General features: G+C 41.9%; 15 protein-coding genes. 10 read left to right on the top strand and 5 right to left on the bottom strand.

Annotated features, from left to right (window positions below; all coding sequences use genetic code 11):
• The 8 genes from NOS7107_RS22555 to NOS7107_RS22520 are packed head-to-tail and all read left to right on the top strand — an operon-like array spanning position 1 to position 8,716.
• Positions 1-378: a hypothetical protein gene (locus NOS7107_RS22555; protein WP_015115253.1), complete on the top strand. Its 378-nt coding sequence runs from the start codon at positions 1-3 to the stop codon at positions 376-378.
• Entirely contained in the window at positions 326-3,073 is a 2,748-nt protein-coding gene (locus tag NOS7107_RS22550) for a hypothetical protein (RefSeq protein ID WP_015115252.1), read from the top strand. Before NOS7107_RS22555 ends, NOS7107_RS22550 begins: the two co-directional genes overlap by 53 nt.
• Before the next feature lie 33 nt (positions 3,074-3,106).
• Positions 3,107-3,883, top strand: a complete 777-nt coding sequence (locus NOS7107_RS22545; RefSeq protein ID WP_015115251.1) for a hypothetical protein — start codon at positions 3,107-3,109, stop codon at positions 3,881-3,883.
• 29 nt (positions 3,884-3,912) lie between these two features.
• Entirely contained in the window at positions 3,913-4,956 is a 1,044-nt protein-coding gene (locus tag NOS7107_RS22540; protein WP_015115250.1) for a hypothetical protein, read from the top strand.
• A gap of 40 nt (positions 4,957-4,996) precedes the next feature.
• Positions 4,997-5,824 carry a hypothetical protein gene (locus NOS7107_RS22535; protein ID WP_015115249.1) on the top strand — a complete coding sequence of 276 codons (828 nt, stop codon included), beginning with the start codon at positions 4,997-4,999 and terminating at the stop codon, positions 5,822-5,824.
• 20 nt (positions 5,825-5,844) lie between these two features.
• Positions 5,845-6,525, top strand: a complete 681-nt coding sequence (locus tag NOS7107_RS22530) for a hypothetical protein (protein WP_015115248.1) — start codon at positions 5,845-5,847, stop codon at positions 6,523-6,525.
• 24 nt (positions 6,526-6,549) lie between these two features.
• On the top strand, positions 6,550-8,127 hold the full coding sequence (locus tag NOS7107_RS22525) for a TrbI/VirB10 family protein (protein WP_015115247.1): 1,578 nt from the start codon (positions 6,550-6,552) through the stop codon (positions 8,125-8,127).
• Positions 8,128-8,161: 34 nt separating this feature from the next.
• Complete coding sequence (locus NOS7107_RS22520; protein WP_015115246.1) at positions 8,162-8,716, top strand: hypothetical protein; 555 nt, start codon at positions 8,162-8,164, stop codon at positions 8,714-8,716.
• 93 nt (positions 8,717-8,809) lie between these two features.
• On the opposite strand, the gene NOS7107_RS22515 is transcribed toward NOS7107_RS22520, so the two are convergent.
• The 3 genes from NOS7107_RS22515 to NOS7107_RS22505 all read right to left on the bottom strand — a co-directional run bounded on the left by NOS7107_RS22515 (position 8,810) and on the right by NOS7107_RS22505 (position 13,435).
• A complete protein-coding gene (locus NOS7107_RS22515) occupies positions 8,810-10,249 on the bottom strand; it encodes an energy transducer TonB (protein WP_015115245.1) in 1,440 nt (479 codons plus the stop codon).
• Between the two features lie 362 nt (positions 10,250-10,611).
• Entirely contained in the window at positions 10,612-11,304 is a 693-nt protein-coding gene (locus NOS7107_RS22510) for an N-acetylmannosamine-6-phosphate 2-epimerase (protein WP_015115244.1), read from the bottom strand.
• Positions 11,305-11,422: 118 nt separating this feature from the next.
• Entirely contained in the window at positions 11,423-13,435 is a 2,013-nt protein-coding gene (locus tag NOS7107_RS22505; RefSeq protein WP_015115243.1) for a GAF domain-containing sensor histidine kinase, read from the bottom strand.
• 136 nt (positions 13,436-13,571) lie between these two features.
• On the opposite strand from NOS7107_RS22505, the gene cobN reads away from it, so the two are divergent.
• Both cobN and NOS7107_RS22495 read left to right on the top strand, forming a co-directional pair.
• Positions 13,572-17,345 carry a cobaltochelatase subunit CobN gene (gene cobN / locus NOS7107_RS22500; RefSeq protein ID WP_015115242.1) on the top strand — a complete coding sequence of 1,258 codons (3,774 nt, stop codon included), beginning with the start codon at positions 13,572-13,574 and terminating at the stop codon, positions 17,343-17,345.
• Positions 17,346-17,362: 17 nt separating this feature from the next.
• Positions 17,363-18,547 (top strand): peptidoglycan-binding protein, encoded by a 1,185-nt coding sequence (locus tag NOS7107_RS22495; RefSeq protein WP_015115241.1) that lies wholly within the window; start codon positions 17,363-17,365, stop codon positions 18,545-18,547.
• 170 nt (positions 18,548-18,717) lie between these two features.
• Here the strand turns inward: NOS7107_RS22495 and NOS7107_RS22490 are convergent, their stop codons facing one another.
• Positions 18,718-19,173, bottom strand: coding sequence for a Fur family transcriptional regulator (locus NOS7107_RS22490; protein ID WP_015115240.1), 456 nt, complete (start codon positions 19,171-19,173; stop codon positions 18,718-18,720).
• Between the two features lie 351 nt (positions 19,174-19,524).
• Positions 19,525-20,775: an RNA polymerase sigma factor SigC gene (gene sigC, locus NOS7107_RS22485; protein ID WP_015115239.1), complete on the bottom strand. Its 1,251-nt coding sequence runs from the start codon at positions 20,773-20,775 to the stop codon at positions 19,525-19,527.
• Between the last annotated feature and the right edge of the window lie 100 nt (positions 20,776-20,875).

Below are 20,875 nucleotides of genomic sequence, written 5' to 3'. Positions count from 1 at the left end.
ATGTCTGAAGAACGGGAGCAAGATTTTCGTCCAGTCAATCAAATTTTAGGCGCACAACCGTCATTAGGGCCAATTCCTGCCGATCAAATTTTTCCTTGGTTAGTAATTGCCCTAACTGCATACTTTATTGTCAATGGCGTTTTTGGCGGCTTATTCGCCGATGAATTTCAAAAATGGTTGTGGACATTCTTAATAGCAGGTTGGGGAATAGCAACTTGGTGGATATTATCTGGTGGTAGGAGTTGGCGTTTTTTAAGTAAATTTATCGGAGTTCCCACTTGGACTAGAGGCTTTGCTCGTTATCAAAGCTTGCTGGAAATTAATCATGAAGCAAAAAATCGGAAAAAAAAGCATCGGTACCCCAGGAAACGAAAGTAGATTAACGCCATTTGAAGATGCTTTACACCTAGCAACAATGCTACGCATTGGAGTAGATGGACGTGATCTTGGCGCTTATATTTTGGCGAAAGGAACTCAAAGAGATAGATTTTGCTTTGTCTTTGGCTTTGAATGTAAAGGCATCCATACCACTTTAAGATCTGAACAAATAAATACTATTTTTAATAATATTGAATCTGGACTAAAAGATATCCCCGAAGGCGAAAGAATGACCTTACATATAGGGTCTTTTAGTTCAGATAAACACCGACAACAAGAACTAGCAGATTTAATCAAACGCTCTCCATCAAATGATATTAAATATTTAGTTATGGCAGAACGAGCCAGAATTAGAGAACTGACTGCTTCTGGTATTCGTAAGCCAAAATTTCTGCGGATATATGTAACTTATACTGTAGAACCAAATTCTAGCAACGCCGATGATTGGATTGAAAAACTATTGGCTAGAGCAGAATCTTGGTGGCTAAAATTTAAAGGTGAACTCGAAGAAATAGAAAATCAACGTATTGAAACTGTTATTACCGACGCTTATAAACAAGGCTTTTGCCGTTGGGAACAAATATTATCTAACAAAATGGGTTTAGATATTAAACCTTTAAATGCAGAGGAACTTTGGGAAGAAGTCTGGTTAAGATTTAACGATACACCACCCATAGAAATTCCTCAATTACTCACATTAGATGACACTGGATTACACGAACAAGTTAATTCTGACTTAGCTAGTAGCAAACTGCTAATTGAGAATATCCACAGTACAACCTTGCTAATGGAATCTAGTGTACCTTGTGCCGATCGCCGCTGGGTAAACATCAACAACCATTACATCGGCGCGATGGCTTTTCTGGAAAAACCAGGTGGTTGGCCAAATAAATTTTCGCAACTACGGTACTTATGGGAACTCCTAGCGAGAGAAACTGTAGTTGATACAGAGATTTTTTGCCAGTTAACAGCCGCCAATCCTGCCATTGTTAAAACAACTTTGCAAAGAGTACTGAAACAGTCAAATGTGTCAGCACTTACAGCACAAGAAAAGAGTAAAACAATTGATGTCAATGCCCAATTAAAGTTAAAAAAATCGATCGCAGCTCAAGAACAATTGTATGAAGGAGCCGTACCGATTCATGCCGGAATTGCCATTTTTGTGCATCGCCCCACCCAGGCAAAATTAGATGAAGCCATCAGATATATTGAAAACTGTTTTCAACGTCCAGCCCAGGTAATTCGAGAGACAGAATATGCTTGGAAAGTTTGGCTACAATCTTTACCGATAGTGTGGGAAGGATTGTTAGTTAAACCCTTTAACCGCCGACAGTTGTATTTAACCAGTGAAGTGCCAGGATTAATGCCTTTAGTGATGACCAAAGCCGGAGATAAATATGGCTTTGAATTAGTAGCAGAAGAAGGCGGCACACCCATACATTTAGATATGTTTAACCAACACAAAAACTTAGCGCTGTTTGCGACTACCCGTGCAGGGAAATCTGTGTTGGTATCAGGAATTTTAACCCAAGCTTTAGCCCATAATATTCCCGTTGTCGCCTTAGATTTCCCTAAACCAGATGGGTCATCTACATTTACCGACTACACCGAGTTTATGGAAGGAAATGGGGCATACTTTGATATTTCTAAACAATCGAATAACTTATTTGAACAACCAGATTTGCGATCGCTCTCTCCCGAAGAACAACGCGATCGCCTCCTAGATTATGTCGCCTTTCTCGAATCAGCCTTAATGACAATGGTCTTAGGCTCATCTACCGAAAATCAACTCCTCTCTCAAACCGTGCGTTCCCTCCTCAACCTCGCATTGGGAGCCTTCTTTGCTGATGAAGGTATTCAAGAACGATATCGCCTCGCCATCAACGGCGGATTTGGTAGCCCAGAATGGCAAAAAACCCCAACTTTAAACGATTTTCTCTATTTTTGCTCCCCAGAACATTTGCGTCTCGATTCTGTCAGTGGCCGAGTTGAAGATGCACTGAGTCAAATTCAACTCCGCTTGCGGTTTTGGCTATCTAGTCGTGTAGGACAAGCGATTTCTTCACCATCCAGTTTTCCCACCGATGCTCAACTGCTGGTTTTTGCCCTCCGCAACCTAGCAGATAACGAAGATGCAGCCGTCCTCTCCTTAAGTGCATATTCTGCCGCCTTGCGCCGCGCCTTAAGCAGTCCAGCTTCTATTTTCTTTATTGATGAAGCGCCAATTTTGTTTGAATTTGACCAAATTGCCGACTTAGTAGGCAGAATTTGTGCCAACGGAGCCAAAGCGGGGATTCGTGTCATCTTATCAGCCCAAGACCCCGATACCATCGCTAAATCCAAAGCCGCATCAAAAATTCTGCAAAACTTGTCAACCAGATTAATCGGTCGTATCCAACCAGTTGCAGTTGATAGCTTCGTCAGTATTTTGAAATATCCCCGCGATATTATTGCCCGTAATGCCTCCGAAAGCTTTTTCCCACGCAAAGAAGGAGTTTACAGCCAATGGTTATTAGATGATAACGGCATTTATACATTTTGCCGCTACTATCCAGGTTACGAACAATTAGCAGTAGTTGCTAACAACCCCAATGAGCAAACTGCCCGGAGAAAAGTAATGCAACAACATAGTGATAAATATGAGGCAATTTCTATTTTTGCTCGTCAGTTATTAGCTTCTTTGCGGAGTGGATAAATTCAATTCCTCACACAATTTCAGGTAAAAATTATGCGGAAAACAACTATATTCACATTAGTCTTTTCTAGCTTATTAATTCTGCCAGCAATGGCACAACTAGGGAGAGTCTGGACTGATTTTCAATATTATTCTGTCGATTTACAAAACTATCTCAGAAGCAATGTTAATGAAACTTTTAGACCACTAGATATTAGAACTCAAGGTGCGCTGAGTAATTACAGTGGAGAACTAAATCTACCTGATCCAGTTTCCGCCGGGAGACAAGTTCGCAACGATATTATTATTAACTCCATCTCAGGAAGATATGAAAATAATTCCGCAGTCAATGGCGCAGGAGTGAGTAATGAAGTGAATCGGATAGTCACGCGTGGGGCTGTAGTTGGGGTTTTGGGTAGAGAGGGACAAGTACGCCTCAAAACCAAATTAGAAGATACCGAAAGAAGTATCGAAAGCATTGCTCAGACTATTGAAGATGCTGATAGTTTTCTGGATGATTTGAAAGATCAGGTATGTAAAATAACCGGTTCAGCAGGTGCTACAAATGTTGCAAATCAAAGTTTATGTCAATCGACCATCCAACAAGATACAACCGTTAAAATCCTCCAAGAACAATCAAAAATTGTCGCCGAAAATTTGGCTCAAACTATCCAAACAAATCAGTCAGTACAATACTCAAATTTAAATTTAGCGAATATTTCTCAGCAAGTTGAAGAAACAAACCGCGCTCGCAGAGTTGATTCAGCCGCCGAAGCCGCCAGACTTTTACGGACTACTGCTCAAATAGATTTATTTGGGCGTGAACCATGATCATTAATCATAAAAAAATGTAAATTAAAATGCAGCTTTATTTTTTACAAGCTTTTCCAGGCATTACTGATACCCTGGAAAATGGGGCAACAACAGCTAGAAGTATCGCTGAAAGTTGGGACAAACAATGGGTAGATTTATTACAAAATAACACCAGTAATAACTTATATGGAGCTATCACTAATTTAGGTGTATTCTTTGCTGTTGGTACGCTGTTATTTTTTATGGTGCAATGGCTAAAGGATGTGATTTACAGCGAATATTCTCGCCCCATATCTGGCTTGATTTGGCCTTTTGTGGTCGTAGTTTTGTTAAGTAACCCTGGCGGTGGAAGCGCGCTTTCTAACCTAACTTTAGGGGTGAGAAATTTTATCAATGTTGTAAATCAGCAAGTAGTTACCACAGCAGATACAGAACAAACCTATCAACAAGCTATCAATATGAGTGTAGCGGAAGAAGTTGCAGGTTCTTTACTACGCCCTTGTCAAGCGCTTACTGGTCAACAACAAACTGAATGTTTAAACAAAGCCACTGAGCAAATTGATGACCTCTGGCAAGAATATAGAAATCGATATGGTAATAGAACTTGGATAGATAGGCTAGAAAATCAAGTTAATCAAATTAAATTTAGTACGGGAATTGTCACTGATGCTGCATTTAATGCACTATTAGGAAATACGGGACAAACAACTATTAAAAACTTTTTAATTTCACTACAATACGCCTTTCAAAATTTACTAGAAGCTACGATGTTGTTAATAGCTGCTTTAGGACCTATAGCCGTAGGCGCTTCATTATTACCTGGGGCGGGAAAGCCGATTTTTGCCTGGATGACAGGGTTTTTAGCTGCGGGAATTGCTAAGATTTCGTTTAATATTGTTGCAGCATTGACAGCAGGAGTAATTATTAATGGGCCAGGACAAGATATCAATGCCAGCCCTGATTTAATGTGGTTTATTATATTTTTAGGAATTTTAGCACCTTTGTTATCGTTGTTCTTAGCTGCGGCTGGAGGGTTTGCAGTTTTTAGCGCTATTAGTAATACTGAAACCTTGGTGAGGAATCGAATCTAAATTCTGACTCCTGACTTCTGAATTCTTAGCAGGTGATCGTATGGTCAATTTACTCAAAAAAAGACAGCAAAAACAAACAGGAAGTGTATTGACAATTTTTGCGATCGCTACTTTCAGTTTGCAAATATTAGTGTTAACTTTATTTATTATTCAAGGCTTAAATATCCGCCAACTGAGTCTGAGAAAGCCACCTAATTTTGTGCAGATGATTGATGGTAAGTCACCTACCGCAACTGATGACTTAGAAAGAGACACGGAAACGATTAGCCGATTTGTCAGTAAAACCATGACCAGCATGTTTAACTGGTCGGGAAACTTACCCCCCCAAACTATTGAAGAAGTCGCTAAACCTAAACCAGACCTGGGAATACAGGTGCGGACTGTCAAAGGTGGTAATAGAAACGTCACTACTAGCACATGGATGGCTAGTTTTGCCATTTCTGAAGATTTTCGTCAAGGTTTATTAAGTGCGATCGCCGAACTAACACCTCCAGAAGTTTTTGCTAACAACGCCAGCCAAAGCATCACAGCCCAATTAGTCATCAAACGCCTCTATCCGCCTCAAAAAATCGCTCCTGGTAAATGGCGCGTGGGGATGGTAGCTGACTTAGTGCAAACCAAACGTTCTGATAATCGTCGAAGAGTCACAGCATTTAATAAAGATTTATTAGTTCGTGCAGTTGATTATTTTCCCTATCCTCTTAATGAAAATAGTACAGACCTACAAAAAGCCATATATAGCACGCGGACAGACAAATTAGAAATTTATGAAATTCGTAATTTATGTTTAATAGATGAATACAATAACCCAGAAGATAAAACCAATCAATGTCTCAATAATAAACCAATCAGTAGTTTTCTTAGGTAACTTTTATATAAATAGTATTTATGCAAATACTCAAAACAGAAAATAAAAAGAGCAATATTTTACCTTTATTTGCCGTTGTCACATTCGGCTTAAATGTATTTTCCTTACTGCTATTAATGTTTCATGGGTCGATGTTACAAGCGCTGAAACAACAATTAACACCACAAAGTTTAGTGCAACTCATAGATGGTCAAGCCATCACAGTAGATCCTAAACCAAGCATAGAAAGATATCCAGAAACAATTCGGCGCTTTGTCGGGGAGACCATCAGCCTTATGCTCACTTGGTCAGAACAACAACCACCGCAAACAGCTTGGGATATTAGTTCTCAGATGATATCTAATAACATTAAACAAAAATTACTTTTAGAACTGACAAATTTAAAATCAGGCTCACAATTTCAAACGATTAATAAAGGAAGTGAATATGTATTAGTGATTGATAGTATTTCCCAGCCTACAAAAATCACAGACGGAGCTTGGAAATTAGATATGTATGCTCATCAATTAAGTTTTACTAATTATGACAAATTAGGACAATCAAATCCTTTTAATAAACAAATTTTAGTCCGAGTTGTCGATGAAGCAGGAACATCATTACCCGACAAACCTCTATCTTGGCACTTAGCTGCTTACCGCCTTGGCGAAGCGAGATTAGAAATTTACAATATATGTGACATAAAAGACAAAAATTGTTCTTAAACATTATCACCAAAGCTATATACCATGACTTCTTATTCCATTTCTTCAGAACTCTCTTCTCAAAGTCTTGTAAATCGCCCTCACTCTGATTCACAAAAACAAACAGAATCGGCAGATTGGGAATCAAAAATAGCCAGATTAGTAGGTTTTGAAGACGAATCAAAAACTGTGAATGTCGAAGCCACAGAAGAATCTGACATTCCAGAGGCTTTGACTTCTGAACCTGAAGAAGTTAAAACCACCCAACCTCTATCTGCAAATCCTTTTGCCAAATTAACTTTAGTCGGCTCCGCCACCTTAGTAGTAGTTCTGTTAGCTGGCGGTTTTTTATCTCAACTCATGAGTGGTAGCAGTCAAAAGTCAAACAGTAATGTTGTTTCTGTTCCCACTCCATCCACAACCACCACGGCTCCTCGCCAGCAAGATTTACAACAAGAAATTGAAGATTTAAAAACAAAATTAGCACTCGCAGAACAAGCAGATGAAGTTGCAGCTTCTCAACAAAATCTCAGAAATCCAGTCAGATTAGTTTCGTCAGTAGATCCCAGACCTAACCGCACAACCACAGTTAGAAATGTCCGCCCAGCAGTGCAAACACCAGCCCAGGTAGTGTATATTCCTCGTCCAATTAATCCAGCTATAGAAAGACCTGCTGTTGTATCAGCTATCCCCGAAAGTCGCACAGAACCACAATTTTCACCACCACCACAACCAGTAGTTAACACTCCACCTGCTCCACCAGATCCGCTGCAAGAATGGTCAAAGTTAGCTAAACTAGGCAGCTATGGTCAGGTTTCAACAACTGGAACCTCTGGGGTGAATATCAGTCAAGTTCCCCCAGCCAACAACAACGATACTGTGACCTCACCAGAGATCACACAACCCCAAACTCAACCACAACCTCAGACAAATCCTGGACTCAGCCCAGGACAAACCCAAGGCCCGAAAACCGTAGCTGTGGGTACTAGTACCAGGGCTGTGGTAGCTACAGCTATTTTTGGGGAAACCACCAGAACAAGAGGTAACGACAAAGACGACGAAGATAAAAACGTATTTGTTATTCAATTAAAACAACCGTTAAAGTCTATAGATGGTGAAGTTGCGATTCCAGCAAAAACTGAGTTATTAGCTGAAATTAAATCTCTTTCTGATCAAGGCTTATTACAATTAAATGTCACAAAAATTGTCTCGCAAAAAGATGGTGTGATCACAGAAACAACCTTGCCTAGAAATGCCATTATTATTCGCGGTGTCAAGGGTAGACCCTTAATAGCAAATAAATTTCCTAATGCCGGTGGGGCTATTGCCAGTATGGATTTAGGGTTATTTGTATTGGGTGGTATTGGTAAAGCCGCAGAGTTATTTAACCGTACCGAAGCTCAAGTTGTCACAACAACTGCTACAGGTACGATTATTAGCAATACTAATCCTAGGACTAACATCTTAGCTGGGGTTTTAGAAGGTGGTTTTAACTCTGTAGTTCCCCAGATTTCTCAACGCAATCAACAAGCAATTGCCCAATTAACCCAACAAACTAACGTGTGGTTTATAGCTGCGGGGAAAGAAGTTGAAGTGTATGTTAATCAACAGTTACAGTTTTAATTTGTAATCTTGACTTAGTTTAGCGATCGCAGTCATGAAAAATGCCAATTCCCCTAATTTCTTCTCTCTGGCCTCCTTAATTGTTTCATCTGGAATTATTTTATTGGCTGGTCGTGCCATAGCCCAGAATGTAGTGTTGCGTTCTATGCTTTCCTGTCAAGCACAAGGTTTAAGTGGTGTAGTCCCAACTATTACAGTTTCTTATGTGCAAGGTACAAATTTAAGCTTTCTACCAGCTGGCGAAACAATTAAAAAAGTTTGGTTAAATGACCCATCACAAGTAACCATAGATTTTGATGGGCCAGTCTGTACCCAATTTGGACAGAATCAGAATTTCAATTCTGGAGATTGTAAAAACTCTGCTGCAAATGTCATTCAAATGCGGCGCATTCCTAAACTAAAAATTCCCGGACTGCCAAACACAGATAAAACACTTTTAACAGTGATTACAGAAGGGCAAGGTAAAAGTAAGCTATATACTTTTCGAGTACTTTATACAGATTCTGATCCTGGATATCATACCTTAGCAATTTATGGTGATGAATCTTCCACAGATGGGAAATCTCCTTGTCTTAAACATCCTCAGTAAAAACTGTAAAAACCGAACAATGCAAAGGTAAGAGCGCAAGGATTCAAGCTCTTACCCTGATCAAAATCTATAACTAAAACACAAGATTATTCATTAATTCTTCGGCTCTGAGGGAGCCGCAGCAGGCGCAGACTCAGATTGTGGTCGAGAACGGCGTAAAGCATTCCGCAACTTACTACTACTATCAGAATTTGCCGCAGAATCTGGACGACGGCGACGACGGACTCTAGGAGCATTATTTTCACCACTGGATGTGGTTGCTTGACTTGGACTTGGCTGTGACGTATTGCTGTTTGTCCGTTGACGCAACTGACGACGCAGGGGAGTATTGGCTGACGTAGAGGTAGATTCTCTTCTTTGTCTTGCTTCTGGGGGAACATCAACAATCGTTCCAGATGTTAAACGCCGTCTGCGTCTAGGAGTTTCACTAGTTGCACTTTGATTAGCTGTTGCGGTTGGTTGATTTCTTTGTTCCACTTCTCTGGCTTGTCTTTGCCGCTTGCGTTCTTGAGCTTCTCGATATCGTCGTGAGCCTCGGATAGCATAATTAGTTTCAATTGATACTCCTTGTCTACCAGCCTCACTCGGCTTCAATTTCCATTCACGGGCTTGTCTGAGATGTGCTTCATCTAGCTCTCGGTTGCCACTTGAACGGGTTAATTTGACATTAGTGACATTACCATTAGCATCTGTATCAACTGCCACACCCACATTACCTTCAATGCCTCTTTGTCTAGCTTGTTCCGGATATTTATTATCGCACTGACGGCAGGCGGCACGACCATTACCGCTACTACGATTGGCTGGTGCTGCAATTTTTGGTTGCCTTGGAGCTACTGGTACTGGATTAGCATTACCAGTACCAGTGCCAGTACCTGTACCACTGCCGTTACCAATTCCAGTACCTGTACTACTGCCACTGCCACTGCCACTGCCTGTACCATTACCAATGCCATTACCTGTACCAATGCCACTACCAACACCTACACCATTACCACTCCCAGTTAAAATTCCTGTGCCGCCACTCGATCCTGAACTGCCACCGTTATTAGTGCTGGTTGATTCAGATGTAGTACCAGAACCACCACCATTGCCTGGAGATGTCTGGTTAGTTCTGACAGTAGTAGAAGGTTTACCTGATTGGACAGTTTGTCTGGGTTGCTGTTTAACAGGCTGAGTTTGAGGCTTTTCAACAAATTTCTGGACTGGAGCGATCGCTATTGACTGTTGTTGAGGAATAACAGGTGACTTTTCGGGAATCTGAGTTTCAGTCCGAGACACAACTTGATCAGGCGGTTCCTGTTTTTCTTCTATCGGAGCTTTTTCTATTTCTGGAGCCGGAGTATCAACGATCGCTATTTCAATGGGTTTATTATCTTCATCTACAGGTACTCTTGCCAAAAAGTTGCCTATACCAGATCCTAGTAGGGCAATATGCAACGCTAGAGAACCCACCAAACTGTAACCTAGAAAAAACCTCAGAGCCTGAGCTTCTTTAGAACGTTGCTCAACAGCAATGCTGGAAAAGCTCATAGTTATTGCCACCTATTATCACTAAACTCTGTAATCTTATAATGACCTTTTACAAATATCAAGCCAAAAATTCTGACCGAGGTGCCTTTTTACAGCTAGAGGACTCTTTTTAATTGTTATTTTTGGGAAAATTCAGCTTTTGCAAGATATGGCTTCTGTTAAGAACAATATACTTTTAGAAAATAAATACCAATTAAGCTGAGAAGTATTTGATAAAAACTGTCACTAATTAAACGAGATGTGACAATTAGCAGACAATCAAAAATCAAATCAGCTTAATTTTGGGAAATAAACCTGCTCTAGAGCCGTAAGAGCAGACAAAGGGAATTTGTATCAGGAATTCCGTGAAATAGGATTCAATATTATCCGCCGTTCTGCATAACTCGTTGATAATTCTTCACTTGCAAATCAATACCAGTTATTGCAGTTCCGACTACAACAGCATAAGCACCTAAATTTAAAGCATGACGTGCCATTTGTGGTGAAGAAATACCTCCTTCACAAATTACCGGAATTTTTAACTCCTCTAGCATTTGCGTCAGCAGTTCCCAACAAGGCGGAGAATCATTATTAGTTTTGGGAGTATACCCATAAAGAGTTGTTGCCACAATATCTGCACCAGCGGCGGCAGCGGCTTTTGCTGCATCGATTGTATCCACATCAGCAATAACTGGTTTGCCTAATTCCTGATGAATGCGGGTAATTATCTCTACTAATGTCTCACCACCAGGACGATGCCTTGTCGTCGCATCGATCGCAATTATATCGGCTCCAGCTTGAGCAACAGCAGCAGCATGATCAAACTGAGGTGTAATATATACATCATACTTAGGGATTATTTGCTTCCATAAACCAATAATCGGAACTTTCACGCCCTCTCTGACAGCATTGATATGAATTGGTGTATCGATGCGGACACCAACAGCCCCATTATTAACAGCAGCCTGTGCCATTGCAGCGATAATTTTCGGTTCATGCAGAGGTGAATCAACAGGCGCTTGGCAAGATACAATTAGTCCTTGTTTTAGGGTTGTAATTGAGTTTTCATTTGTCATTGGTAATAGTCAATACTTGTTCTTTCTATCTTTGAACCCTCGTGTCTCAGCACGGGTTGAAAGCCTCGCTACCGTTCTAAGCGCAGCCATGCCCGCAGGGCTTTGCAGCACTAATAAATTAGGACTCGGCACTTAGCACTTTTGCTGACTGAGTAGGTATCCAAACAGTAAAAATAGAGCCGATACCCACTGTGGATTCTACTTCAATTCGACCACGATGTAGTTCTACAAGTTGTTTAGTTAAAGCTAAACCAAGTCCAGTACCTTCATAACGGCGACGATAGGGTGTATCAAGCTGCTGAAATTTCTCAAACATCAATGGTAATTGCTCTTCTGCAATACCAATTCCTGTATCTTCAACTTGAAAAACAGCAGTATGATCTTCTACCCAAATTCTCAAATTCACACTGCCACCTTCAGGTGTAAATTTAATGGCATTAGTTAACAAGTTCCAGAGAATTTGTGCTAAGCGTTCAGCATCAGCACTAAAGCGATCGCGCCTTGGATCAATTTGTAAATCAAGTATAAGATTAACTTGTTCGTTAGTGGCCTTATCTCTTAAGACTGCAATAGCATTTTCTGCCATCTGTGCCAAAGAAAATTCATTAATATTTAAAGCTGTTTTGCCAGCCTCAATTTGTGATAAATCAAGGATGTCATTAATCATTTCTAATAAATGTTCGCCACTGTCGTGGATAGTTTGCAGATAATCTCGCTGTCGTTGGCTCAACTCACCGATAGGCCAGCGCAACAATGTAGAAGACATCCCGATAACATAAGTTAACGGCGTAAGCAATTCATGGCTAATGGTGGCGAGAAATTCATTGCGTAAACGACTAGCGGCCTCAGCTGCTAATAAAGCATCTCGTAAAGCCATTGTGCGTTCTAGCACCCGTTGTTCGAGAGTTTGTTTTTCTTGAGTGAGCGATCGCATTAACTCCGATTGATGAATGGCGATTGCTAATTGTTCTGCAATGGAAGTCAATAAATTTTGTTCATTTTCATTCCACTGACGGGGTGAATCACACTGATGAGCAATTAACAACCCCCAGAGTTTTTCCTCAAATATGATTGGTGCTACCAACTTGGCTCGGACATGGTTAGCGCGGAGAAAATTTAACAAACACTCTTCTAAGGCATAAGTTTTTTCCACATCCTCAACCACTAAGGTAAAACCTTGGCGATACTTATCCCAACAAGCAGAATTGCGTGTAAAGCAATTTGTTTCTGAGTAATGTAACACCGAAGAAATAGCATCCGTCGCCTTTGCTTCATAAACTATACAACCCCCATACTTGTACCAGTCTTGTATAGGAGGTTGAGAATGATTTTGCTGATTGAGCGTTAAGTTTTGGGTATTGACCCTTGACCCCTCAAATTTATATATTACTAACCTGTCTAATTTCAAAAAATCACGTACTTGGGCGATCGCTGTTGCCATAATGACTGGCAAATCTAAACTTTTGCGGATCTGAGTTGTAACTTGATTCAACAGTCGCTCTTGGGAGATTTGTTTTTGCAAAGCAATTTCGATTGCTTGACAAAAACGTTCACCCTGATTTGTACTCAGAGCTTCAGTAACTGCCGCATTCTTTTGTGGAAGCAGATATTCTAATAACAACAGCGTAAATTGAGTTTGGAGCGTAGCATCATTAGGACACAGAATTTGACTGTAGTATTCCAGATGTTGATGAGTATCAGAATCAATTGCAAACAAACCCTTCAATTTGTGAACAAAGGAGGCGATCGCCTCTGAATTAAATGTCAATCTGGTGCTGAGGAGCCACTGCGTTGGGCGGGTTTCCCGACTTGTAGACGCGCTCTGCGCGGCTTCTCGCAGAGTAGCAAGTGGCGTTGCTGAGTGAGGAGTTATAAATTCTTCCCCTGCTTCCCGATGATTTCCTTGCTCCAAAGTTCCTAACAACAGCGCACTAAACTGCTCAGAAACCACTAATGTAAATCTTTGACCTTGCCATTCTTCAGATATGACAATTCTTGCCAGCACAGCTTCTGTCAGCACTAGCACCGAATTTTCCACAGATTGAGCCATTTGCTGTAACAATTCCCCAAGCTGATTAAATACAACTAAAGGCAAATTTTGAGAAAAGCTCAAATCAGGTGAACTAAGCATTTTCAAAGGTCGGGTGAGAGGGGATAAAGAGCCAGTGTATGAGAGAGATTACCTTTCTTTTAGCAGCTGGCTGTGCTAGGTTGAAAAGTTTTTGAATCGGGTTATAACCAACAGTTTAAGACGGTAAGGCGGGATTATGCACCGGATAAATGCCAAATCAGTCGGATGGAATCAGTCAGAAGGTTTAATTTTTGTAGAACAAACTCCAGCGCCGTTTGTGTTTATTACGGCTGCGGATACTGATATTCAAACTTTGGCAGCAGCAGTTACCAAATTACCAACAAATTTTCCTGCATTGAGAGTGGCTAACTTATTGCAGTTACAACAACAAATCAGTATTGATACATATAGCGAGCAAATTTTAGAACTTGCTGAGGTAATTGTTTTACGTCTTTTAGGCGGACGTGCATACTGGGCTTATGGTTTAGAAGTGGTGCAGGAAATTGTACAACGTAACGGTACCACCTTAATTGTAATGCCAGGAGATGACGCGCTTGACCCGGAATTAGTCTCACAATCTACTGTTTCTGTAGATATTGTGAACCAAGTCTGGCAATACTTCAGCGAAGGTGGTGTTAATAATTTTGTTAATGCGTTGAAATTTATTGCCGATACTTGCTTAGAGACATCCTTTAATTCCCTACCACCACAAATTGTCCCCCGTGTTGGGTTGTATGAATGGGGAGACAAGGAGGAGGAAAATTCCCAAATCTCGAAAGTAGGCATTTTGTTCTACCGCGCTCACTATTTATCGGGAAATACTAAGGTGATCGATGCTTTATGCACAGCCTTAGTTCAAAAAAACTTGCAACCAATCCCAATTTTTGTTTCTTCATTACGTGACCCCAGTGTCCAAGATGAATTAAAAGAATTTTTCCAACCCAAAGATGCAGAACAAATCGCCATCCTGTTAAATACCACCAGTTTTTCCCTAGCGCGTTTAGATACAGAAGCACCAGAAACAGAACTGTGGCAAAACTTAGATGTGCCAGTGTTACAAGTAATATTGAGTGGTGGTTCCGTTGAACAGTGGGAGTCGCTGTCTCAAGGGTTATCTCCTCGTGATATCGCCATGAATGTCGCTTTACCAGAGGTAGATGGCAGAATTATCAGCCGTGCGGTGTCCTTCAAAGCTTTGCAAACCCGCAATTCTGACCTTGAGACAGATGTAGTCGTTTATGAACCAGTGAGCGATCGCATTGAATTTGTCGCCCAACTCGCTGCTAATTGGGTACGCCTCAGAACTAAACCACCCCAAGCACGCCGTATTGCCCTAATTTTGGCGAATTATCCCAACCGAGACGGTCGCCTCGCCAACGGTGTCGGGTTAGATACACCAGCCAGTTGTGTAGAAATCCTCAAAGCCTTACAAATTGCTGGTTATGAACTAGATAACTTACCAACCGATAGTCACGAATTAATTCAACGCCTGACAGATGGTGTCACCAATGACCCAGAAGCTAGAGAGTTGCGTCCAATACATCAGAGTCTTTCTAGTGAAGCATATCAGGAATATTTTGCCTCATTACCAGAAACAATCAAGCAAGGTATTAATCAACGTTGGGGAGTCGGGAGTCAAGCAGCATTCCCCATTCCCGGAATTCAACTCGGCAATATTTTCATCGGTATCCAGCCAGCGCGGGGTTATGACCTTGACCCTAGCTTGAATTATCACGCCCCTGATTTAGAACCAACCCATGCTTATTTAGCTTTTTATTACTGGGTCAGAGAATGCTTTGCGGCTGATGCTATTGTCCACGTCGGCAAACATGGGAACCTAGAATGGCTACCAGGGAAAAGCTTGGCTTTATCCAGCGATTGTTACCCCGAAGTTGCTTTTGGTGCCATGCCCCATTTATACCCCTTTATCGTCAACGATCCGGGGGAAGGTTCCCAAGCCAAACGCCGCGCCCAAGCCGTGATTATCGACCACCTCACACCTCCAATGACCCGTGCAGAACTGTATGGGGCTTTGCAACAATTAGAAAACTTAATTGATGAATTTTACGAAGCTGAAAGTTTAGATCCTTCCAGATTACCAGCCATCCGCGATCGCATCCGTGAACTCGTCATCAAAGAAAACCTGCACCTAGATTTAGGACTAGAAAACAAAGAAGCCATCTTTAACTTTGAATTATCAATCTTAAACTCATTAGATGGCTATCTATGCGAACTCAAAGAAGCCCAAATCCGCGACGGCTTGCATATATTTGGGCAATGTCCCCAAGGTAGACAACTACGTGACTTAATAGTTGCGATCGCCCGCATCCCCAACCGCCATTCTATAGGCATCACCCGCGCCCTAGCCCAAACCTGGGGATTAGACATCGACCCCCTCACCGACGAATTTAGTGCCTTATTTACTCTCCCAAACTCTCACTCCGCGCCTCCGCGCCTCTGCGTGCAAATAAAATCCTGTCGCACCATCGGCGATGTCGTCGAACTCCTAGAAGAACAAGCCGCCGAACTAGTAGAACAACTCCCCACACTTCCCCCCTCACCTCTCTCCACTACCCTAAACTGGATTAACTCAAAACTCCTCCCCGCCCTCCAACAAACCCCCGCCGAAATCACCAACTTACTCCACGGACTTGATGGCGGATACGTCCCCAGTGGCGCTTCCGGCGCACCCACACGTGGGAGGCCAGAAGTTCTGCCCACAGGCAAAAACTTTTACTCAGTAGATATCCGTGCCTTACCCACGGAAACAGCTTGGGATGTCGGTAGAAAGGCAGCCGAGAACTTAATTGAATCTTACACCCAAGAACATGGTGAGTATCCCAAAACACTAGGATTATCTTTGTGGGGTACGGCAACCATGCGGACTGGTGGTGATGACATCGCCGAAGCTTTGGCATTGTTGGGTGTGCGCCCTGTGTGGGATGGTGCAGCGCGACGAGTCGTCGATTTTGAAATTTTACCGTTATCGATTTTGGGTCGTCCCCGTGTGGATGTCACCTTAAGAATTTCTGGATTTTTCCGCGATGCTTTCCCCAACTTAATTGATTTATTTGAACAAGCAGTCATAGCGATCGCCGCCTTGGATGAATCGCCAGAAGAAAATCCCTTGGCGGTGCAAGTTCAGCAAGATACAAAGTATTGGGTAACACAAGGTTTAAGCGAACAAGAGGCAACAGTGCGATCGCAATATCGCATTTTTGGCTCCCAGCCAGGTGCTTACGGTGCAGGAATTCAAGGTTTAATTGAATCGCAAAATTGGACTGATGATCAAGATTTAGCCCGCGCTTATATCAATTGGAGTTGTTATGCCTACACCAGCACTACTTCTACCCAAGAAAAGGGCAAACTCACCGGAATTGCTGCACCAGAAGCATTTGAGCAGCGTTTACAGCAAATGCAAATTGTCCTGCACAACCAAGATAACCGCGAACACGACTTGCTGGATTCTGATGATTATTATCAGTTTCAAGGTGGTTTAACAGTCGCCGCCCGTTCTCTCCAAGGTAAAAATCCGCAAATTTATTTTGGTGATAATTCAATTCCGGCTAATCCCCGCATTCGTCAACTCAAAGAAGAAATTGCGCGGGTGTATCGTTCTCGCGTGGTTAATCCTAAGTGGATTGCCGGAGTTATGCGCCACGGTTATAAAGGTGCCTTTGAAATGTCAGCAACCGTTGATTTTTTATTTGCCTACGATGCCACAACTAAATGCGTAGAAGACTATATGTATCAAGGTATAGCAGAGTCTTATTTATTTGATACAACCATTTCAGCATTTATTCAGTACAATAATCCTCATGCGTTGCGTGATATTGCTGAACGATTACTTGAAGCACACAAGCGCGGTTTATGGGAAGATGTGGATATACTGACACTAGAAAATTTAAGAAATTTAGTACATCAAGCCGAAGCAGCCATCGAAGAAAAATACATCCCAGATAAATATTAATGGTGTAGGAATGAACTATGGACAATCTTGCATATTTGCACCTAGCATTTGCCTATGAAGACTGTGAATCCAGTGACTTGGTGTTGCTGAGTGATTTGTTAGACAAAGCCTCAGCACCAGACTGGAGGAAACTTTCTGGTAAAGCTTGGAAGTATATGTTACCTCTGGCGCTTACCTTGTCTATTCTCAGTAGTGTCAATAGTGTCTTGGCTCTAGAAAGAGGAGATCAAGGGCCTTCTGTCAGAAATCTGCAACAAAAGCTGCAACAAGCAGGCTTTTATCAAGCACAAATCACCCAAGTTTATGACTTTCCCACCGAAGAAGCTGTTAGACGCTTCCAAAAAGCGGCGGGTTTACCAATTGATGGGGTGATGGGAGCCAGCACCCTGCAAAAATTAGATAACTGGCGTAAATCATCAGCAAGTAGCCAAGCAAAAAAACCAACAGTTGTGCGGACATCTCAAACAACTACAGTGGCGACTGCTAGTACACCCGCCAAAACAACTAGAGTTGCGGCTACTAGTACATCAACCAGAACAACTGCAACCCAAGCTACCAAGCGCAGCAGTTCTCAATACCTCATGAAAGGTGATGAAGGGGAAGAAGTCAGGATTTTGCAAGAACGCTTACGGGTAGCAGGTTATTACTACGGGAATTCTACAGGGATCTTTGGCCCAATTACAGAAGAATCTGTGAAGCGTTTCCAAGATGCTTATAAGTTAGACGTTGATGGGATTGTTGGCCCGGCAACTCTCAGCAAACTGCCAGGAAGAGGTGTAGGTTATGGTGAAGATACTCCGCCAAAACGAGCAGCTGATCGAGATAATCTTCGTATGGGCGATCGCGGTGAAGCTGTCAGAGTTGTGCAAGAACAATTAATTAAAGCTGGATATTTACAGGGGGAACCAAATGGTTACTTTGGTTCTTATACCTCAGATGCGGTACGTCGCTTCCAAGCCGATAATTACTTGGCCGCCAGTGGAATTGCTGGCCCCACCACCAGAGCTAGGCTATATAGCAAGGTGAACAATGCGCCGAAGAGTGACTTTAGTGTTTTAGAAATTCAACGACGACTGCGAGACAAGGGCTTTTATAAAGGTAAGCTCAACGGTGTCATGGCCGATGATACAAAAAAAGCAATTAAGCAAGCTCAGGAATTTTACGGTGTCAGTCTCAGTGATATTAGAAGCGGACGCTTTTAACATCCGCTTATATTTATCAATGTGAATCACCAATCCGTTGCTTCCCTCCGATAACTCTGCCAATTTTAGATTTTTTTGGTCTATCACCCATTGAGTCTTAGATTGGCTAATTAATCAATCCAAAATCCAAAATTTAAAATCCAAAATTCCTTGGTTATCCTGCCCCAGTGCTACAGCGGCATTAATGCCCGTTGGCATTTGGGGCATACTGCATGAATTGTCATTTGACAGTCGAGCAGATGAAATCCTTCTTTTTGAGCAGTTTTTGCACCAATTTTTAAAATTGAATCGTTTTTAAACTCAATGGTGCTGTTGCACCGCACACAGATTAAATGATGGTGATGATGGGGGTAAGGCTGGTTAATTTCGTAATGTTTGTGGCCTTCCCCTAGTTCTAATTCCCGTAAAATTCCCATCCGTGCCATCAGCTTCAAAGTCCGATAGATAGTTGAGAGGCTGATGCCTTCACCATCGGTTTCCAAGCGATGATACAGATCCTCCGCACTGAGGTGTTCACCTTGCGGAAGTTCTTGAAAAATGTGTAGAATTACTTCGCGCTGGGGCGTTAAACGCCAGCCTCTTTCATTTAATTCTGCTTTGAGTGAAGTAGTTGTGTAGACTGTCATACTAATTTTTCTCAACAAAGCCTATTAGTTGAGAATATAACAAATGTTGTGAGCAATTTGCAACAACTAAAGCTTATTGACAATATTTATTAAATGCTCAAACATTGTGAACCAAACTCTTAAGGCAATTTTAGATTAGCGATCGCCATCCTCAAAATACCTTGAGAAGTAGGGAAATAAAATGTCAGTTTCTCTAGCTGCAAAAGATTATTTATAAGCTTGAGAAAAATTCTAGCCGGAGAGAACAAAGCAATTTTCTTCAGAAAAATAAGTCCAAAGTCAACAATCTATAGTTAGAATTTTGTTTGCTATTTACCATTGACCCTTGACTATTAACTGATTGACTATTAACTAACTCAGAGACTCTAAATAGTCACGGATCAAGTTACGGCGCTTGGGTTGGCGGAGTTTTTGCAAAGCTTTCGATTCAATTTGGCGTACCCGTTCCCGTGATAAATCAAGGGCGCGGCCAATTTCGGCTAAAGAATAAGGATGACCATCAGCTAAACCAAACCGCATCAAAATTACATCTCGTTCGCGGGTAGTTAAATCAGCTAATAAATTTTGCAAGTCTCTTTGTAAAGATTCTCGCATTAACATTTCTTCTGGAGTCACGCTATCGGTTTCCAGCAATTCTCCTAACTCTGTATCTTTGTCTTTACCCACTTTGGTTTCTAAAGAAACAGAACGAGGAACTCGGAGTAACACTTCTCTGACTTGAGATGGGGTCATTTCTAATTCAATTGCCAAGTCTTCTAAGGTAGGAGTCCGACCTTTTTCTTGAGCAATTTTACGTTGCGCTTTTTTAATTTTGTTTAATTTTTCTGTAATATGAACCGGGAGGCGAATAGTGCGACTAGAAGTAGCGATCGCTCTTGTAATCCCTTGGCGAATCCACCAGTAAGCATAAGTACTAAAGCGATAGCCTTTAGTTGGATCAAATTTTTCTACGGCTCTTTCTAAACCAAGAGTCCCTTCTTGAACTAAATCCAATAATTCCAAACCACGATTTTGGTATTTCTTCGCAACAGAAACCACAAGACGCAGGTTCGCCTTGATCATGTGTTCTTTAGATTGCAGTCCTTGAGACTGAATTTGCTCCAATTCTTCTACTGTAATCTTGGCAATTTCAGCCCAACGGCGTTTGCCTTCTGACAAAGTTGGCTTGAGATCAGACAACTGTACGCCAGCAGTAGCAGCCCATCTTTCTAAAGATGGACGGTGGCCGAGTTCAGATGCTAAACGTTCTTGAACTTCAATTAATCGTAGATAGGGCGAAACTACGGCATCACCTTGCTTGGCGGCATTAGCAAGTACTGTCCGCATCCGTAGGTAACGCTGAACTTTTTGAGCTTCTGAAACTTCTTCATCACGCCCCAACAACCGGACTCGTCCAATTTCCTGGAGGTATAGACGTACCAGGTCTGTGCTGCGGCGGTTATTATTTGCGCCAAAACTAGCAGGGTCAACAGAAACGATCTCCAAATCTTGGAGATCTTCGACCGACAAATCCCCGTCGTCAACAGTGATATCTGGGTCTAAAACCTGGCGGGACTTTTGGGAATTGTAGGCGGCATCCGGGTAAAAAGATGTTGCTGGCATATCGTCTCAATGGCTCCAGGTAACAATAGATTACGGTGAGTCAGCGCTGTAGAAGGGTTTCCCCAATCTAGGCGACTGCGTTCCCCGAATGGGTTCTAGA

Source organism: Nostoc sp. PCC 7107, assembly GCF_000316625.1.
Classification (GTDB): Bacteria; Cyanobacteriota; Cyanobacteriia; order Cyanobacteriales; family Nostocaceae; genus Nostoc_B.
Note: the sequence above shows the minus strand (reverse complement) of the source record. Positions and strands in the feature narration are given on the sequence as shown.

Bases quoted from the DNA above. Each gene is read 5' to 3' on its own strand.
- NOS7107_RS22490 (WP_015115240.1), bottom strand. From the start codon at position 19,173: ATGACAGTCTACACAACTACTTCACTCAAAGCAGAATTAAATGAAAGA.
- NOS7107_RS22495 (WP_015115241.1), top strand. From the start codon at position 17,363: ATGGACAATCTTGCATATTTGCACCTAGCATTTGCCTATGAAGACTGT.
- NOS7107_RS22515 (WP_015115245.1), bottom strand. From the start codon at position 10,249: ATGAGCTTTTCCAGCATTGCTGTTGAGCAACGTTCTAAAGAAGCTCAG.
- NOS7107_RS22525 (WP_015115247.1), top strand. From the start codon at position 6,550: ATGACTTCTTATTCCATTTCTTCAGAACTCTCTTCTCAAAGTCTTGTA.
- sigC (WP_015115239.1), bottom strand. From the start codon at position 20,775: ATGCCAGCAACATCTTTTTACCCGGATGCCGCCTACAATTCCCAAAAG.
- NOS7107_RS22520 (WP_015115246.1), top strand. From the start codon at position 8,162: ATGAAAAATGCCAATTCCCCTAATTTCTTCTCTCTGGCCTCCTTAATT.
- NOS7107_RS22555 (WP_015115253.1), top strand. From the start codon at position 1: ATGTCTGAAGAACGGGAGCAAGATTTTCGTCCAGTCAATCAAATTTTA.
- NOS7107_RS22550 (WP_015115252.1), top strand. From the start codon at position 326: ATGAAGCAAAAAATCGGAAAAAAAAGCATCGGTACCCCAGGAAACGAA.
- NOS7107_RS22505 (WP_015115243.1), bottom strand. From the start codon at position 13,435: ATGCTTAGTTCACCTGATTTGAGCTTTTCTCAAAATTTGCCTTTAGTT.
- NOS7107_RS22540 (WP_015115250.1), top strand. From the start codon at position 3,913: ATGCAGCTTTATTTTTTACAAGCTTTTCCAGGCATTACTGATACCCTG.
- NOS7107_RS22530 (WP_015115248.1), top strand. From the start codon at position 5,845: ATGCAAATACTCAAAACAGAAAATAAAAAGAGCAATATTTTACCTTTA.
- NOS7107_RS22535 (WP_015115249.1), top strand. From the start codon at position 4,997: ATGGTCAATTTACTCAAAAAAAGACAGCAAAAACAAACAGGAAGTGTA.
- NOS7107_RS22510 (WP_015115244.1), bottom strand. From the start codon at position 11,304: ATGACAAATGAAAACTCAATTACAACCCTAAAACAAGGACTAATTGTA.
- NOS7107_RS22545 (WP_015115251.1), top strand. From the start codon at position 3,107: ATGCGGAAAACAACTATATTCACATTAGTCTTTTCTAGCTTATTAATT.
- cobN (WP_015115242.1), top strand. From the start codon at position 13,572: ATGCACCGGATAAATGCCAAATCAGTCGGATGGAATCAGTCAGAAGGT.